This window comes from Nonomuraea sp. NPDC001636 (genome assembly GCF_040298265.1).
In the GTDB taxonomy this organism is placed as follows: Bacteria; Actinomycetota; Actinomycetes; order Streptosporangiales; family Streptosporangiaceae; genus Nonomuraea.
Map to the genome: position 1 here is coordinate 18,544 of NZ_JBEOZT010000006.1, position 16,818 is coordinate 35,361.

Here is a 16,818-nt window from a genome sequence, read left to right on the forward strand (position 1 = left end):
CGCCTTCCAGCAGCTCCCGGCGCGGGTCTAGCGGCCTTCCAGCAGCTCCAGGTCCTGCGGCGTGTCGATGTCGGCCGGGTCGCCGTGCTCGTCGCAGGCGACCTCGGTGACCAGCCCGGGATGCGCCTTCATGAACGCCCGCGCCCCCACGTCGCCCACCGCCAGCTCCGCCACCCCGGCGAAGTGCTCGCGCGCGATCAGCACCGGGTTCGCCCGCCGTCCGCCGTAGGTGGCCACCGCCAGCCCGGCCCCCGACGCGGCCAGCGCCCGCACCGCGCCCGCCCGGACGAGCGGCTGGTCCACCAGCGCGACCACCACGGCCGTCGCCTCCGGCGGCAGCGCGGCCAGCCCGGCCCGCAGCGAGGAGCCCATGCCGGTGCGCCAGTCCGGGTTGCGCACGCTGACCGCCCCGCGCACCTGCACGGTCGCCGCGCCCAGCACGACCACCACCGGACGGCAGCCGCCCTCCGCCAGCAGCCGCACCCCGCGGTCGACCAGCCGCTCGCCGCCGAACTCCACGAGCGCCTTGGGCGTGCCCAGCCGGGCGCCCTCCCCCGCGGCGAGCAGCAGCCCGGCGATCACGCCGGCTCCCCGTGGATGCGGCCGCCCGTCTGCGACAGCGGCCGGCCCGAGCCGCCCCACCGCAGCTGGATCAGCTCGGCGGCGATCGACACGGCCGTCTCCTCCGGCGTGCGGGCGCCCAGGTCGAGGCCGATGGGCGATCTCAGCCGGGCCAGCTCGGCCTCGCTGAGCCCCGACTCGCGCAGGCGGGCCAGCCGGTCCTCGTGCGTGCGGCGCGAGCCCATGGCCCCGATGTAGCCCGCCTCGGTCCGCAGCGCCACCTCCAGCAGCGGCACGTCGAACTTGGGGTCGTGGGTCAGCACGCAGATCACCGTGCGCTCGTCCACCTGCACCGAGGCCAGGTAGTCGTGCGGCCACTTGACCACCACCTCGTCGGCCTCGGGGAAGCGCTTGGCGGTGGCGAAGACCGGCCGGGCGTCGCAGACGGTGACGTGGTAGCCGAGGAACTTGCCCACCTTGGCGACGGCCGCGGCGAAGTCGATCGCGCCGAAGACCAGCATCCGCGGCGGCGGCGCGAACGACTGGACGAACACCGACAGGTCGTCCAGCCGCCGCTCGCCGTGCCCGCCGTAGTGCCGGATGCCGGTCAGGCCCTGGGCGAGCATGCCGCGGGCGTCGTCGTCCACGGCCTCGTCGAGGCGGTCGAGGCCCAGGGTGCCCGACGAGCGGCCGGGCCAGACGATCCGGCGGGCGCCGATCGGGCCGGGGCCGGCGACGATGGTGGCGACCGCGACCGGCTGGTGCGCCTCGACCGAGGCGAAGATCTCGCCCAGCTCGGGGAAGGTCTCGATGGAGACCGGCTCGACCAGGATGTCGATGATGCCGCCGCAGGTCAGCCCGACGGCGAAGGCGTCGTCGTCGCTGACGCCGTACCGCTGCAGGACGGGCGCGTCGGCCTCGGAGGCCAGCTCGAAGACCGCCCCCTCGACGCACCCGCCCGAGACGCTGCCCACCACCTCGTCGCCGCGCACCGCCATCGCCGCGCCCGGCGGGCGTGGCGCGCTGCTGAACGTGCTCACCACGGTCGCCAGCCCGAACCTGAGCCCCGACCTCCACCACCGCATGATCTCCGGGAGCACGTCACGCATGGGCGAGCCTTTCGCTGAGTTCCTCGTAGGCGGCCAGGCTGTGGCCGGCCACCAGATCGTCCAGATGCGGCAGGGCGGCCCGCATGCCTCCGGTCAGCGGCTGGTAATCCTCATATCCCTTGTGCGGATTGACCCAGATGAGCCGGTACGCCTGCCGGGCCAGCCTGGCGAGCTGGGCGCCCAGGAGCGCGGGGTCACCGCGTTCCCAGCCGTCGGAGGCGATGACCACGATCGCCCCCCGGGCGCTGTGCCGGGTCAGGTACTCCTTGAACTCCTCGCCGAGCCGGGTCCCGCCGCTCCAGTCGGGGATGGCCGCGGACGCCGCGTTCAGCGCCGTGCCGGGGTCGCGGTGGCGCAGCTCGGCGGTGACCTCGGTGAGCCGGGTGCCGACCGAGTAGACCCTCGTGGCCCGCGGCTCGCTCCTGACCAGCGCGTGGGCGAAGCGCAGCAGGGTCTCGGCGTAGGGGGCCATCGACCCGCTGACGTCCACGAACAGCACCACCTGCCGGGGCCTGGTGGTGTGCCGGCGGCGGCGGAGCCGGGCCACCTCGCCGTTGCGCAGCGCCTCGCGCACGGTGCGGCGCTGGTCCAGCCTGCCCCGGTGGGCCCGCTCGAAGCGGCGGGAGCGGCGCGCGGCCCGGCCGCGGCCGAGCAGGGCCAGCATGCGGTGCACCTCGGCGCGTTCGGCCTCGGTAAGCCGGGCGACGTCCCGGTGCCGCAGCACCTCGGCGCGGCTGGCCGTGGCCGGGGCGGCGGCGTCCTCGCCCGCGCCGGCCTCCTCGCCGTCGCCGGCCGCCAGGTGCCGGGTGACGCTGGTCGTCCCGGTACGGGCCGCCGCCGCCCGCCGGCCGCCGAACCAGGCGGCGAAGCAGCGGTCGTAGCGGGGCAGGTCGTCGGGCGTGGCGCACAGGGTGAGCCGGCCGGCCCAGTAGAACGCCTCCCGGTCCCCGGCGTCCAGGTGGCCGAGGGCCTGCAGCAGGCTCCGCGTCCGCTCGTGGTCGGCGTCCACGCCCGCCGCGCGCAACGTCCTGACGAAGCCCGTCACCGTCCGGACCAGCTCATCCACCGGACAGCAGCCCGTCGCCCAGGACGGCGGCGACGTCCTCGCGGTACTTCAGCGCGGCGCCCAGGGTGGCCGCGGCCAGGTCGGGGTCGAGCTCCCTGGCCCCGAGCGTCAGCAGCGCCTCGGTCCAGTCGAGGGTCTCGGCCACGCCCGGCGGCTTGACCAGGTCGGCCCGGCGCAGCCGCTCGGCCGCCCGCGCCACCTGCAGGGCCAGCTCCTCGGTGCAGCCGGGCAGGCGGCGCAGCAGGATCGCGACCTCGCGGTCGAAGCTCGGGTGCTCCAGCCAGTGGTAGAGGCAGCGCCGCTTGAGCGCGTCGTGCACCTCGCGGGTGCGGTTGGAGGTCACCACGACGACCGGCGGCGTCGCGGCCCTGATCGTGCCCAGCTCGGGGATGGAGACGGTGAAGTCGGAGAGCACTTCGAGCAGGAACGCCTCGAACTCGTCGTCGGCCCGGTCGATCTCGTCCACCAGCAGCACGCTCGGCTGGGTCTCCACGGCCTTCAGCAGGGGGCGGGCGATCAGGAAGCGGCGGTCGTAGATCTCCCCCTCCAGCCGGGCGGCGTCGGTGATCCCGGCGGCCTCGGCGGCCTTGAGGTGGAGGAGCTGGCGGGCGAAGTCCCAGTCGTACAGGGCCTGGGACGCTTCGAGGCCCTCGTAGCACTGCAGCCGGATCAGGGGGGCCTTGAGCAGCCTCGCGAGGGTCTTGGCCAGCTCGGTCTTGCCGACGCCCGCCTCCCCCTCCAGGAACAGCGGCCGCCCCATACGCAGCGCCAGGAAGGCGGCCGTGGCCAGCCCCCGGTCGGCCAGGTAGTCGTGCCGGTCGAGCAGCTCGATGAGCTTGTCCGGCGACTCGATGTCCATTGCCCTGATTGTCCGCCGCAGCACGCCTTCAGGCTACGTCGCAACCCCGCTCCGGCGATATCGGCTCGCCCTCGTCATCGGGTTTCAGTCGCCGGACTCGGACGCCTCGCCGCGTTCGCGGATCAGCGCGGCCAGCTCGGCCGTGGCCCGGCGGGCGCGGGCCTTCTCCGAGCCCTGGATGCCCATGGCGCCGATCGTCCGGCCGTCGGAGAAGTCGATCTTCGGCCACGGGTCGCCCACCAGGAGGGTCACGTCGATGACCTCGGGCCAGGTGTAGCGGTGGACGCGCAGGGCATTGACGACGGTCAGGCCCTGCGCGTCGGCCTCCACCCGGACCCGGCCCAGCAGGTGGAGCACGTACGCCACCGCCAGGCCGAAGCCCACGATCGCCACCCGGTCGGGCAGCTTGAACGGGTCGGCGATGAAGATCGCCATCAGCACCGCCCCCGCCACCACCACCAGGGCGAAGGCGTAGGGCACGATCCGGCCCCGGCGGGGACGCCAGGTCACGGGCAGGGGCGGCGGGGTCACGGGCTCGGGCACGAGGGAAACCTACCGCAGGTCAGTGGAGGTCCCTCAGGAGGAGGGCGGTCTCCAGGGCGGCCAGGGCCGACTCGTAGCCCTTGTCCTCCTTGCTGCCGGGCAGCCCGGAGCGGTCGAGCGCCTGGTCCATCGTCTCGCAGGTGAGCACGCCGTTGCCGACGGGCGTCTCCTCGTCGAGCGAGACGCGGGTCAGACCGCTGGTGACCGAGTCGCAGACGTAGTCGAAATGGGCGGTCTCGCCCTTGATGACCGCGCCGAGGGCGACCACCGCGTCACAACGCCGGGCCAGGGCCTGGGCCACGACGGGGATCTCCAGCGAGCCGGGCACGCGGACCACGGTCGCGGTGGCGCCGCTGTCGTCGCACGCCTGCACGGCCCGCGCCACGAGCTGGTCGGTGATCTTGGCGTGCCAGCTCGCCGCCACCACGCCCACGACCAGGCCGGCCGCGTCCACCACGGCCACGCCGGGACGGCCTTCGCCGCTCATGATGCCTCCGAGATGTGGTGCGAGATGTCATGGCCGAGCCGCTCGCGCTTGGCCTCCAGGTACCGCTCGTTGTGCGGGTTCAGGGCCACGGGCATGGGCTCGCGGCCGAGCACCTTGATGCCGTAGCCGTCCATGCCCTTGAGCTTGGCCGGGTTGTTGGTGAGCAGCCGCACCGAGCGCACGCCGAGGTCGGCCAGGATCTGCCCGGCGTTGGAGAACTCGCGGGCGTCCACCGGCAGCCCCAGCTCGACGTTGGCGTCGACGGTGTCGCTGCCGTTGTCCTGGAGGCTGTAGGCCCTGAGCTTGGCCAGCAGGCCGATGCCCCGGCCCTCGTGGCCGCGCAGGTAGACGACGACGCCGCGGCCCTCCTGCGCGATGGCGCCCATGGCGTGGTCGAGCTGCACGCCGCAGTCGCAGCGCAGCGAGCCGAACACGTCGCCGGTCAGGCACTCGGAATGGGCCCTGACCAGGATGTTCTCGCCGCCGCCCAGGTCTCCGTAGACGAGCGCGACGTGCTCGCCGCCGTCGAGGGCGCTGGAGTAGCCATAGGCCCGCCACATGCCGTACGCGTTGGGCAGCCGGGTCTCGGCGACCCTGGTGACCATGCTCTCGGCGCGGCGGCGGTGGTCGACGAGCTGCTCGATGGAGACCAGCGCCAGGTCGTGCTCGTCGGCGAAGCGGCGCAGCTGGGGCAGCCTGGCCATGGTGCCGTCGTCGTTGACCACCTCGGCCAGCGCGCCGGCGGCCGACAGCCCGGCGAGCCTGGCCAGGTCGACGGCCGCCTCGGTGTGGCCGCGCCGGGCCAGCACGCCGCCCTCGCGGTAGCGCAGCGGGAAGATGTGGCCGGGCCGGACCAGCTCGTTGGGCTCGGTGGCCGAGTCGGCGAGGGTGCGGATGGTCCTGGCGCGGTCGGCGGCGGAGATGCCGGTGGTGACGCCGTCGCGGGCGTCCACGGTGATCGTGTACGCCGTGCGCATGCGCTCGCGGTTCTGGGACACCATGAGCGGCAGCCCGAGCCGGTCGAGCTCCTTGCCGTCCATGGCCACGCAGATCATGCCGCTGGTGTGCCGGATCAGGAACGTGCACAGCTCCGGCGTGGCCTTCTGGGCGGCGAAGATCAGGTCGCCCTCGTTCTCGCGGTTCTCGTCGTCCACGACCACGACGGGACGGCCGTTGCGGATGTCCTCGATGGCCCGCTCGATCGGGTCGAGCTTGAACTCGCTCATGCCACTGCCACCGCTTCCGGACGGGCGGCGCGGTACTCGCGCAGCCACTTGGCGAAGCCCGTGAGGACCATGACGAAGAACACGCCGTAGACGGCGCCGGAGACGTAGAGACCGGAGTTGAAGGCGACCGGCACGCCCACCAGGTCGACCAGCACCCAGACGACCCAGAAGTCGACCAGCGCGCGGCCCTGCGCCCAGGTGGCGACCGCGCCGCCGACGAAGATGTAGGCGTCGGAGGCCACGACGGGCACCGGCGCGCCCGGGTACCACGACAGGTCGAACGTCTTGAACAGGACGGTCACCAGCGCGGTGCCCACCGCCAGCGCCGCCAGCATCCGCCACCGCTCGCCGCCCGTGGCGGGCCGGACGGCCAGGGCGTGCTCCTGGGTGCCCTGCCGCCACTTCCACCACCCGTAGACGGCCAGCACGGCGAACAGGGCCTGCTTGAGCGCGTTGCCGGTGACGTGCGCGCTGATCGAGGCGAGGAACAGCAGCACCGAGCCGGTGAACTGGACGGGCCAGGTCCACATGGACTTGCGCATCGCGAACGCCACCGTGGCGAGGGCGAACACGTTGCCGATCAGGTCGGTCCACTTCACCGGCAGACCGAAGATGTCAATCGATGCGTCCACCCAGCTCATCGGGTGCCCACCAGCCTCTCCACATACTTGGCGATCACGTCGACCTCAAGGTTCACCACGTCGCCCACCTGGCGGTCGCCCATGGTGGTCAGCTTCAGCGTGGTCGGGATGAGGCTCACGCCGAAGCTGTCGTCGTCAACCGTCGTGACGGTCAGGCTGATTCCGTCGATGGCGATCGAGCCCTTCTCGGCCACGTACCGGCTGAGCGGGCCGGGCAGGGAGAAGCGCAGGTCGTCCCAGTTCTCGCCGGGGGCGCGGGACAGCAGGCGGGCGGTGCCGTCGACGTGGCCCTGGACGATGTGGCCGCCGAGGCGCTGGTCGGCGCGTACGGACCGTTCGAGGTTGACCGCCGAGCCCGCGGTGAGGCCACCGAGCGAGCTGCGGTCCAGCGACTCCCTGATGACGTCGACGGTGAACACGTCGTCCTCGACCTCGACGACCGTCAGGCAGACGCCGTTGACGGCGATCGAGTCCCCGTGGGCGGCGTCGGAGGTGACGAGCGGGCCGCGTACGGACAGCAGGGCGCCACCGCCGACCTGCCCGCCCGCCGGCTCGATGGCGACGACTTCGCCCTTCTCCTCGATGATTCCGGTGAACATCACTTCTCCCTGCCTTGATGCGGAGCGGGCCGCGCGGTCAGCCGCAGATCCGGCCCGATGGGGGAAAACTCGTCGAAGGTGAGGCGGTGGGCGCCGCTGATCGTGGCGACGCCCGCCGGGCCGAGCGCGGCCCTGCCCTCGCCGAGGAGGGCGGGGGCGAGGTAGGCGTACACGCGGTCGATGAGGCCCTGCCGCAGGAACGCGCCGGCGAGGGTGGGGCCGCCTTCCAGGAACACGGCGACCACCTCGCGGGCGGCCAGCTCGCGCAGGAGGGCGTGCAGGTCGAGGCCGCCCTCCGCGTGCCGGGGCAGGCGCAGCAGGCCGGCCTTGAGCCCTGTCACGGCGTCGTCGGCGACGGCGACCAGCGTGGAGGCCTCGTCGTCGAGGACGCGGGCCGCGGGCGGCGTCCTGCCCTCGGTGTCCACGACGACCCGCAGCGGCGGGCGGGCGCCCAGGGGCCGGCCGGCCAGCGGCGGGCTGCCGGCCAGCAGCGCCCCCGCGTCGCCCTCGCCCGCCTCCGCCCCGGCGTTCTCCGGGAGGCGGACGGTGAGGTGGGGGTCGTCGGCGAGCACGGTGCCGATCCCGGCCACGATCGCGTCGGAGGCGGCGCGCAGCCGGTGCACGTCGGCCCGCGCCTGCGGCGAGGTGATCCACTGGCTGGTGCCGTCGGCGGCGGCCGACCTGCCGTCGAGGGTGGCGGCGAACTTCCAGGTGACGTGCGGCCTGCCGAGGCGGGCGTAGGTGAGCCATTCCTCGTTGACCCGCTCGGCCGCCTCGGTGAGCACGTCCTGCGTCACGCTCACCCCGGCCGCGCGCAGCCGCGCCGCGCCGCCGGCGGCCTTCGGGTTGGGGTCGGCGACGGCGACGACCACGCGGGCCACGCCCGCGGCCAGCAGCGCCCGGCTGCACGGCCCGGTGCGGCCGGTGTGGTCGCAGGGCTCCAGCGTCACGTACGCCGTGCCGCCCCGCGCCTGCTCGCCCGCCTGCGCCAGCGCCACGACCTCGGCGTGCGGCCCGCCCGCGTAGGCGTGGAAGCCCTCGCCGACGACCTGCCCGGCGGCCGACAGCACGACGCAGCCGACGACGGGGTTGGGGCTGGTGCCGCCGTGTCCGCGCGCGGCCAGCTCGACGGCGCGCGCCATGTGCGCGGCGTCGGCGGCTGAGATGTCCACCCGGGCCTCCTACTCGCCAGTAGCTTCAAGCCACGGCGGGCCCCGGGGGGTTGTCGGGTGCCGGCACGGCACCACGTCAGGAGCCCGGCTGGGACGCCGGACACCTCGCGCGCTTCCTCCCATCCGGACTTTAACCGTCGGTCCCGGAATTTCACCGGGTCAACCGGCCGATGGCATCGGCCGGGTCGCGGACTGTAACCGCCGGTTCGGACTTTCACCGACCCCGGAGCACGCTAGCTCTCTTCTTGTACCAGTTTGCCATGCCGATTACGGAAAGCGCGACCGCCCCCGTGCTATTTGAACAAGCGCTCGCTCAGGCAGCCATCAGCTTGCGCGCCCGGCGGGCCGAGGGCGCGTAGCGGACCTGCTCGGGAACCAGGCCGATGCCGGTGTGCAGGGCGCGCAGCGTGGCCGAGGCCCACAGGTCGCCGACGGGCGTGGCGGGCAGGCCGTACAGGCGGCGGGCCCAGCGCGGCAGCGTGGCCAGCGCCAGCACGGTCAGCGCGGGCACGGCGGGCCGCAGCGCGGACAGCGCGCCGGGCAGCGGCGTGTGCAGCGACAGCCGCAGCGGATGGGCGGCCTCCGGCACGAGCCGCAGCCCCGGACGCCGGCCGTCGATGTAGGCGCGCAGCTCGGCCACCGAACCGGGCACGTCGTTCCCGTCCAGGCCCACGACCTCGGCGGCGCGCCGCCACTCGGCGACGAACCGGTCGGCGTCGGCGTCGGACAGCCGCACGCCGGCGCGGCGGGCCACCGTCAGGTAGGAGTCGACCTCGCCGACGTGCACCCAGCGCAGCGCTTCTGGGTCGTCGAGGTGGTACCGCTCGCCGGTGTCGGGGTCGCGGGCGGTCAGCGTGGCGTGGATCTTGCGCACCCGGCGGCCGGCCCGCTCCACCTCCGCGCGCGTGCCGTACGTGCGCACCCGGACGAACTCGCTGGTCCGCAGGAAGCGCGACCACGCCTCGGCCGGGTCGAGCAGCGCCGAGTTCTGCAGCACGCCGCGCATCGCCCTGGGGTGCAGCCCCTGCATCAGCAGCGCGCGGAAGCCGCCGACGAGCTGGATCGGCTCCCCCATCACCCGCCAGGTCACCGACTCGGGGCCGAAGATCCCATAGTCGTCGTCCATAAGTGAAGAGTTACCCAGTGAGGCGACAAACCATGCCAAAAGCCCCCGGCCGGTAACCGGCCGGGGGCTTTCGTCGAGGCTACGGAGATCAGCCGGTGAAGCCGATCGCCGTGTAGTCGGCGGCCTGGTAGCCGAAGGCGCCGTAGTTGGCCAGCGTCTTCTTGGTGGCCTGGATGTCAGGACGCTGGTACAGCGGGATGGTGTGCACCTGGTCCCAGATCAGCTTGTCGGCCGCGTTGGCCAGCTCGTAGGCCTTGGTCGGGTCCATCTCGCTGACCGCGGCGTCGATCGCGGCGTCCAGCGCCGGGTCGCTGCCCTTGGGGAAGTTCGACTCGGAGCCGGTCTTGTAGATCTGCGGCAGGCCGCCGAGGGGCAGCGGCGTGCCGATCCAGGAGAACGGCACCAGGTCGAAGTCGCCCTTGATGATGAAGTCGGTGAAGAACTTGTCATCGGGGACCGGGCGGATCGTCAGCTTGATCCCGGCCTCCTTGAGCATGGCCTGGGTGAGCTCGCCCTCGGTCTTGGCGTACGGCAGGCCCGCCGGGACGACGAAGTTCAGCGAGAACTCCTTGCCGTCCTTCTTGCGGACGTCGCCCTCCTGCTTCCAGCCGGCCGCGTCGAGCAGCTCCTTGGCCTTGGGCAGGTTGTACTTGCCCAGTTCGCCGGAGTTGTCGACGTACGCCTTGTGGTTGTTCATGAAGACGTGGTTGCCGAGCGTCTGCAGCGGCCAGTCCATGTCCTTGAGGTCGGACTGGGTGATCACGTCACGGTTGATCGCGTACGCGACGGCCTGGCGGACCGACTTGTCCTTCAGGAACTCGCTCTGGTTGTTGACGGTGATGTGCCGCCAGTTCGGGCTGAGCGCCTTGCGGACGTCGACGTTCGGGACCTCCTTGGCGCGCTTGAGGTCGGCCGGGCTGCCCGGCGGGATCTCCACCGCGTCGAGCTCACCGTTGGCGAAGGCGTTGACCTGCGCGGCGGGGGTCTCGATGGTCCGGAAGATGACCTTGTCGAGCTTGGCCTTGCGGCCCCACCACTTGTCGTCGCGCACCACGGTCAGGGTCTTGGTGCCCTCGTTGATGCTCTCGACCTTGAAGGGCCCGGCGGTGACCGGGATCTTCTGCAGGTAGTCCTTCTCGTACTTCTCCGGGGTCTCCATGTGGGAGGCCGGGTACAGGTGCGGCGAGCGGGAGAACTGTCCCATCCACTCGGGGTAGTTCTTGCCGTACGTCACGACCGCGACCTTGTCGCTGTCACCCTTGGTGACCGACTCGATGCGGTCCCAGCCGTCGGTGGAGGCCGGCTTGAACTTCTTGTCCTTGCCGCTGTTGGCCTTCCACGCCGCCTCGAGGTCCTTCCAGGTGATCGGCGTGCCGTCCGACCACTGGGCCTTCTCGTTCAGCGTGTAGGTGACGACCTGCTTGCCCGACGACAGGTCCATCTTGACGTCGGTGAGGTAGTCGGGGTTCGCCTTGAAGTTGGCCTCGGCGTCGGCGACCATCAGCTGCGGCATCAGCGAGTCCAGCATGTCCGCCGTGTCGCGCTGGTTGCCGTCGATGTGGTTGCCGTTCCACTGGCTCGGCCACTGGCCGACCGAGAGGGTGAGCGTGCCGCCGTCCTTGACCTGCTCGTACGGGACGGGGTTGATCGCGATGCCAGGGGTCTGCGACATCTGCTGCTGAGCCTGCTGCGACTGCTCGGCGCTCGGCTTCTTGGCCTCGCCGCCACCACCGCCACAAGCCGCCGCGGCCATGGCGAGGACGGCGATTCCCGCCGCCGCCCGGTAACGAACCTTCACTTTTCCTCCTGATCGTCCGAGGCCGTGATGACCTCGACTTCCTCCGCGTAGTGGCAGGCGGCGCCGTGGTCCACGGCGGTCGCGAGCCGGGCAACCGAGGGCTCTTCGTCCACGCAGCGCCGGCGTTCGGCCTCGGTGAGGAGGGCGAACTTGGGGCAGCGCGTGCGGAACCGGCAACCCGATGGCGGGTCGGCCGGACTGGGCAGGTCGCCTTCGAGCAGGATCCGCTTGCGCGTGCGCTCCATCTCGGGGTCGGGCAGCGGGATCGCTGACAGCAGCGCCTGCGTGTAGGGGTGCGCGGGGCGGTCGTAGACCTCCTCGACCGTGCCGATCTCGGCGATCCTGCCGAGGTACATGACCGCGACGCGGTCGGCCAGATGCCGGACCACCGCCAGGTCGTGCGCCACGAACAGGTACGACAGCCCCAGGGTGTTCTTCAGCTCGTCCAGCAGGTTGATCACGCCGGCCTGGATGGACACGTCCAGTGCCGAGACCGGCTCGTCCAGGACGAGCAGCTTGGGCTCCAGGGCCAGGGCGCGGGCGATGCCGATGCGCTGGCGCTGGCCGCCGGAGAAGCTCTGCGGGTAGCGCTCGGCGTACTCGGGCGCCAGGCCCACCAGTTCGAGCAGCTCGGCGACCCGCTGCTTGACGTTCTTGCGCCCGTGGGCGCGCAGCGGCTCGGCGATGATGTCGCCGACCGGCATGCGCGGGTCGAGCGCCGCCATCGGGTCCTGGAAGACGATCTGCAGGTCGCCCCTGAGCGCCTTGCGCCCGGACGGGCCGAGCTTGGCGCTGTCCTGGCCGAGCACGACGATCCGGCCGCTCTGCGGCGGGGCGAGCTGCATGATCTGCTGCAGGGTCGTGGTCTTGCCGCAGCCCGACTCGCCGACCAGGGCCAGCGTCTCGCCCTCGGCGATGTCGAAGCTGATGCCGTCCACGGCGTGCACGGTGCCGACGCGGCGCTTGAACACCGCGCCCTTCATCAGCGGGTAGTGCCGGATGAGGTTGTCCAGCTCCAGCACGGTCGCGCGCTGCTCGCGCGGCACGCGGACCACCTCGCTGACCGGGATGACCGGGACCGGGAACACGTCCGTGCCGGTCAGGCCCTTGTACTCGATCTCGCGGGAGCGGATGCAGGCGACGTGCCTGCCGCCGCCGACGTCGGTGAGCGGGGGCTCCTCGTCGTCGCACGAGTCGATCTTCATCGGGCAGCGCGGCGCGAACGGGCAGCCCGGCGGCAGCGCCGCCGGGGAGGGCGGGTTGCCCTCGATCGGCACCAGCGGCCCCTCCTCGCCGTCGATCCTGGGGATCGAGGCGAGCAGTCCCATCGTGTACGGCATCCGCGGCCGGTAGTAGATGTCGTCGACGTTGCCCTGCTCGACCGGCTTGCCGGCGTACATGACCAGCACCCGGTCGGCCATGCCCGCGACGACGCCCAGGTCGTGCGTGATCATGACGATGCCGGCGCCCGTCTCGCGCTGGGCGGTCTTGAGCACCTCCAGCACCTGGGCCTGGATGGTCACGTCGAGCGCGGTGGTCGGCTCGTCGCAGATCAGCAGGTCGGGGTCGTTGGCGATGGCCATCGCGATCATCGCGCGCTGGCGCATGCCGCCGGAGAACTCGTGCGGGAACGCCTTGGCCCGCACGTCCGGGTGCGGGATGCCGACCAGGTCGAGCAGTTCGACGGCGCGCTTGGCGGCCTTGTCCTTGCCCAGCTTCTGGTGGACGCGCAGCGCCTCGGAGATCTGGTCGCCGATCGTGTAGACGGGCGTGAAGGCCGACAGCGGATCCTGGAAGATCATGCTCATCGACTTGCCGCGGACCTTGATCAGGTCGTCTTCCTTCATCCCGATCAGCTCCTGGCCGTGGAGCTTGACCGAGCCGCTGATCTGGGCGTTGCGCGGCAGCAGGCCCATGATCGCCAGGGACGTGACGGACTTGCCCGAACCGGACTCGCCCACGATGCCCAGGACCTCGCCGCGGGCGACCTCGTAGCTGACGCCGCGCACGGCCTCGATGCCGCCGGGGAACGTCACGGTGAGGTCTTGAACCTCCAGGATGCTCATGAGTTGCTCCCCGGGTCGAGTGCGTCGCGCAGGCCGTCTCCGATGAGGTTGATGCTCAGGACCAGCAGCACCAGGAGCCCGGCGGGGAAGGCGAACAGCCAGGGGTAGCCGGTGGCGTTGCGGGAGCCCTCGGCGATCAGCGTGCCGAGCGAGACGTCGGGCGGCTGGATGCCGAAGCCGAAGAAGGACAGCGCGGCCTCGCCGATGACCGCGCCGCTCACGTTGAGGGTGGCGTCGATGATCAGCAAGGAGGACAGGTTCGGCACGATGTGCCGGAAAATGATCTTCCAGCGGGGGATGCCCATGTAGACGGCCGCCTGCACGTACTCGCGCTCACGGAGCGAGAGCGTCATGCTGCGCACCACCCTGGAGGTGATCATCCAGGCGAACGCCGCCAGCAGGACCACGAACCAGAGCCAGGAGGCGCCGCGCAGGCGCGGCGAGGCGATCGCGATGATCAGGAAGCTGGGCAGGACGAGAAGCAGGTCCACGCCCCACATGAGGACGCGGTCCACCCAGCCGCCGAAGTACCCGGCGAAGGCGCCGACCATGGCGGCCAGGCCGGTCGAGATGAGCGCCACGAGCAGGCCGATGATGATCGACTTCTGCATGCCGCGCAGGGTGACGGCGTACATGTCCTGGCCGATCGTGGTGGTGCCCCACCAGTGGTCGGACGACGGGGCCGACAGGAAGGCGAGGAAGTCCTTGTCCGTCCAGTCGTAGGCGCCGAACATGGGGCCGATGTAGGCCAGCGCCACCAGCAGCACGAGGGCGATGAAGCCGTAGCGGGCCTGCCGGTTGCGCAGCATCCGCCCGAGAACAACCTTGGAACGCACTTAGCTCACCCGCACTCGAGGGTCGAGGGCCGCCACCAGCAGGTCCGACAGGAAGCCGGCGAACAGGACGCAGACGGAGGCGAACATGCTGACCGCGGCCACCGAGTTCACGTCGTTCTGGTTGATCGAGTCGACCAGCCAGGCGCCCATGCCGTTCCAGGCGAAGATCTTCTCGGTGAAGGTGGCGCCGGTGAGCATCGTGCCGAAGGCGAAGGCGAAGTACGTGGCCGCGGGGATCAGCGCGGTGCGCAGCGCGTGCTTGATCAGGGCCGTCCTGCGCCGCAGGCCCTTGGCCATCGCGGTGCGGACGAAGTCCTGGCCGAGCACGTCCAGCATCATGTTGCGCTGGATGCGGCTGTAGAAGGCGATCGAGCCCAGGCTGAGCGAGATGGTCGGCAGGATCAGGTGGTTCAGCCGGTTGGTGAACTGGTCCCAGCCGGACAGCTTGGGGTTGTACTCGCCGGTGAACTCGATCAGCGTGAAGCCGAGCCCGCGGTTGAGGTTGTAGGCGGCGATCGCGAGCAGCGTGGCCAGCACGAACACCGGCACCGCCATGATCACGAACGAGCCGACCCCGATCGCCCGGTCGGATATCCGGTACTGCTTGACCGCCGACAGTGCGCCCAGCGCCACGCCCAGGACGAACCCCAGGATCGTGCCCACCAGCAGCAGCCGGAGGCTGACGAAGATCCGCCGGCCCATCTCGTCGTTGACCGAGCCGCCGTTCCAGGTCTTGCCGAAGTCACCCGTGACGACGCCCTTGGCCCAGGTCGCGTAGCGCTCCAGGACGGGCGTCTTGTCGTTGAGGTTGTAGTTGTCGAGGGTGGCGTCGATGACTTCCTCGGCGACGGGAGGCTGGCGGCCTTCGTACGCGCCGCGGGGGTTCATGGTCGTCGCGGCGAGCATGTAAGCCAAGCTGGCCGCGATCGCGACCAAGATCAGATTGATCGCCAACCTGCGGAGCAGGTACTTGCCCATTACCCTCCGTTCGCACTGAACGAGGGCCCGGAAACCCCGGTAGGAGAAGACCCCCGCAATGGAAAAAGACCGTCTTACGCCGCGAAAAGTCATGACGCGGAACGGCGATCAAAACGCAGGATATCTAGCCAAACATCACAGTCAGCAATAGTTCGACATAACGGTAAGGTCACTAAGCACGGTGGAGGCTCGTCGTGGATCACCGCCCTACAGTGGGATTTACCTGGGGAAACAGGCGTTACCAAGATCGGTAACCGACGCTATCGGATCGGCGTGTGTCACAGAATCCTGACAAAAAATAACCCAATCCCGAAGTGACGCACGTCATACTGATCAATAGGATGAGGATTGATATTTTGCGACGTCGCGGCTTTTGATCGCAGGCGGGTGACCGAGGCGGGTCGGTCCGAGGGCACGCTGCCGCCCGCCCCGCAGGCGTCCCCAGGACGCTCCCCCCACGCTCACGCTCCGCTCACCACGCGGCGTCCGCCCCTCCGGCGTCCGGCGCCCCGCCGCCCAAGACCGGCCCCTCGCGGCTCCCGCGCCTCCGGCAGGCCCCAGTGAGCCCCACACCTCGAATGGGCTTGCACCGAGCGGACCTACACCCCTAAGTGGGCCTGCACTCCCCTGGCCCGCACCCCGAGCGGACCTGCACCCCGAACGGGCCTGCGTCCTCCAGGGGGCCTGCAACTCCCCTGGGCCCGTACCCCAGTGGGCCTGAACCCCAGTGGGCGCGTCCCCCGTGGACCCGCACCCCAGCCGACCGAGGCGCGGCGGCAGGACTGTGGTGCGTGCCTCGCGGAGGGGCCGCAGGAGCACCTGGGGCACCTCGCGAACGCTCCGCCCAGCGCGCGGCGCACGCCTTGTGGGGAGGCGAAGGACCCACACCCCTGCGCGGACCACACCTCGCGAAGGGGTGAAGGGGCCACGGAAGCGCGCGGGGCACGCCCGTGGCAGGAGGGAACAGCGGTAAGCGGGAAGGGTCAGCGGGTGGTGGGGAACGGTCTGCGAGTGCCGGGGAACGTTAGGCGAATGCCCGGGAACGTTTGGGCGAGTGGCGAGGGACGGTCAACGGGTGGCGGCGGCGCGGAGGGCGTCGATGGCGGCCACAGGGTCGGCGGCCCCGTAGACGGCGCTGCCGGCCACGAAAACGTCGGCGCCCGCCTCAGCGCAGCGCTCGATCGTCTCGGCCGTCACACCCCCGTCAACCTGCAGCCAGACCGAGCCACCGTGCCGTTCGATCATCGCCCGCGCCGCCCGCACCTTCGGCAGCACCATGTCGAGGAACTTCTGCCCCCCGAACCCGGGCTCGACCGTCATCAGCAGCAGCATGTCGATCTCACCGAACAGCCCCTCGAACGGCTCCACCGCCGTGGCCGGGTTGAGCGCGAGCCCCGCCCTGGCGCCGAGCGACCGGATCTCGCGCAACGTCCGCACCGGCGCCTTGGACGCCTCCGCGTGGATGGTCACGCTGCCCGCCCCGGCCTCGGCGTACTGGGGGGCCCAGCGGTCGGGGTCGGCGATCATGAGGTGGCAGTCGAGGGGTGTCTGGGTGGCTTTGCGCAGGGACTCCACCACGGGCAGCCCGAGGGTGAGATTGGGCACGAAGTGGTAGTCCATGACATCCACGTGCAGCCAGTCGGCGTTCGGCACGGCGGCGGCCTCGTCGGCCAGCCGCGCGAAGTCGGCGGCGAGGATGCTGGGCGAGATCTGTACGGCCATGATGCGCCAGTCTATTGAACCGCCCGCTC

16 protein-coding genes and 1 riboswitch are annotated in these 16,818 nt (G+C 71.4%); all 16 genes read right to left on the reverse strand.

The window, feature by feature from the left end:
- Positions 1 to 27: 27 nt before the first annotated feature.
- Entirely contained in the window at positions 28 to 579 is a 552-nt protein-coding gene (locus ABT158_RS14170; RefSeq protein ID WP_352353663.1) for a nucleotidyltransferase family protein, read from the reverse strand.
- Positions 579 to 1,670: an XdhC family protein gene (locus tag ABT158_RS14175; RefSeq protein ID WP_352353161.1), complete on the reverse strand. Its 1,092-nt coding sequence runs from the start codon at positions 1,668 to 1,670 to the stop codon at positions 579 to 581. Before ABT158_RS14175 ends, ABT158_RS14170 begins: the two co-directional genes overlap by 1 nt.
- Positions 1,663 to 2,736: a vWA domain-containing protein gene (locus ABT158_RS14180; protein ID WP_352353162.1), complete on the reverse strand. Its 1,074-nt coding sequence runs from the start codon at positions 2,734 to 2,736 to the stop codon at positions 1,663 to 1,665. The genes ABT158_RS14175 and ABT158_RS14180 overlap by 8 nt, the downstream gene beginning before the upstream one ends.
- A complete protein-coding gene (locus ABT158_RS14185; RefSeq protein ID WP_352353163.1) occupies positions 2,729 to 3,595 on the reverse strand; it encodes an AAA family ATPase in 867 nt (288 codons plus the stop codon). The genes ABT158_RS14180 and ABT158_RS14185 overlap by 8 nt, the downstream gene beginning before the upstream one ends.
- Positions 3,596 to 3,679: 84 nt before the next feature.
- Positions 3,680 to 4,138 (reverse strand): PH domain-containing protein, encoded by a 459-nt coding sequence (locus ABT158_RS14190; RefSeq protein WP_352353164.1) that lies wholly within the window; start codon positions 4,136 to 4,138, stop codon positions 3,680 to 3,682.
- Positions 4,139 to 4,157: 19 nt separating this feature from the next.
- Positions 4,158 to 4,625, reverse strand: a complete 468-nt coding sequence (gene ribH, locus ABT158_RS14195) for a 6,7-dimethyl-8-ribityllumazine synthase (RefSeq protein WP_352327123.1) — start codon at positions 4,623 to 4,625, stop codon at positions 4,158 to 4,160.
- Complete coding sequence (locus ABT158_RS14200) at positions 4,622 to 5,851, reverse strand: bifunctional 3,4-dihydroxy-2-butanone-4-phosphate synthase/GTP cyclohydrolase II (RefSeq protein ID WP_352353165.1); 1,230 nt, start codon at positions 5,849 to 5,851, stop codon at positions 4,622 to 4,624. Before ABT158_RS14200 ends, ribH begins: the two co-directional genes overlap by 4 nt.
- Positions 5,848 to 6,492 (reverse strand): nicotinamide mononucleotide transporter family protein, encoded by a 645-nt coding sequence (locus ABT158_RS14205; RefSeq protein ID WP_352353166.1) that lies wholly within the window; start codon positions 6,490 to 6,492, stop codon positions 5,848 to 5,850. The genes ABT158_RS14200 and ABT158_RS14205 overlap by 4 nt, the downstream gene beginning before the upstream one ends.
- Entirely contained in the window at positions 6,489 to 7,091 is a 603-nt protein-coding gene (locus ABT158_RS14210; RefSeq protein WP_352353167.1) for a riboflavin synthase, read from the reverse strand. Before ABT158_RS14210 ends, ABT158_RS14205 begins: the two co-directional genes overlap by 4 nt.
- The gene (ribD, locus tag ABT158_RS14215; RefSeq protein WP_352353168.1) at positions 7,091 to 8,263 is read right to left on the reverse strand and encodes a bifunctional diaminohydroxyphosphoribosylaminopyrimidine deaminase/5-amino-6-(5-phosphoribosylamino)uracil reductase RibD; all 1,173 of its coding nucleotides are present in this window, start codon (positions 8,261 to 8,263) and stop codon (positions 7,091 to 7,093) included. Before ribD ends, ABT158_RS14210 begins: the two co-directional genes overlap by 1 nt.
- Positions 8,264 to 8,368: 105 nt before the next feature.
- A riboswitch (FMN riboswitch) is annotated at positions 8,369 to 8,499 on the reverse strand.
- A gap of 77 nt (positions 8,500 to 8,576) precedes the next feature.
- A complete protein-coding gene (locus ABT158_RS14220) occupies positions 8,577 to 9,389 on the reverse strand; it encodes an oxygenase MpaB family protein (protein ID WP_352353169.1) in 813 nt (270 codons plus the stop codon).
- 88 nt (positions 9,390 to 9,477) lie between these two features.
- The gene (locus ABT158_RS14225) at positions 9,478 to 11,187 is read right to left on the reverse strand and encodes an ABC transporter family substrate-binding protein (protein WP_352353170.1); all 1,710 of its coding nucleotides are present in this window, start codon (positions 11,185 to 11,187) and stop codon (positions 9,478 to 9,480) included.
- Positions 11,184 to 13,253 carry an ABC transporter ATP-binding protein gene (locus tag ABT158_RS14230; RefSeq protein ID WP_352353171.1) on the reverse strand — a complete coding sequence of 690 codons (2,070 nt, stop codon included), beginning with the start codon at positions 13,251 to 13,253 and terminating at the stop codon, positions 11,184 to 11,186. Before ABT158_RS14230 ends, ABT158_RS14225 begins: the two co-directional genes overlap by 4 nt.
- Positions 13,250 to 14,089, reverse strand: coding sequence for an ABC transporter permease (locus tag ABT158_RS14235; protein WP_352353172.1), 840 nt, complete (start codon positions 14,087 to 14,089; stop codon positions 13,250 to 13,252). The genes ABT158_RS14230 and ABT158_RS14235 overlap by 4 nt, the downstream gene beginning before the upstream one ends.
- Entirely contained in the window at positions 14,090 to 15,067 is a 978-nt protein-coding gene (locus tag ABT158_RS14240; protein ID WP_352353173.1) for an ABC transporter permease, read from the reverse strand.
- Between the two features lie 1,068 nt (positions 15,068 to 16,135).
- Positions 16,136 to 16,789, reverse strand: coding sequence for a ribulose-phosphate 3-epimerase (gene rpe, locus ABT158_RS14245; protein ID WP_352353174.1), 654 nt, complete (start codon positions 16,787 to 16,789; stop codon positions 16,136 to 16,138).
- Between the last annotated feature and the right edge of the window lie 29 nt (positions 16,790 to 16,818).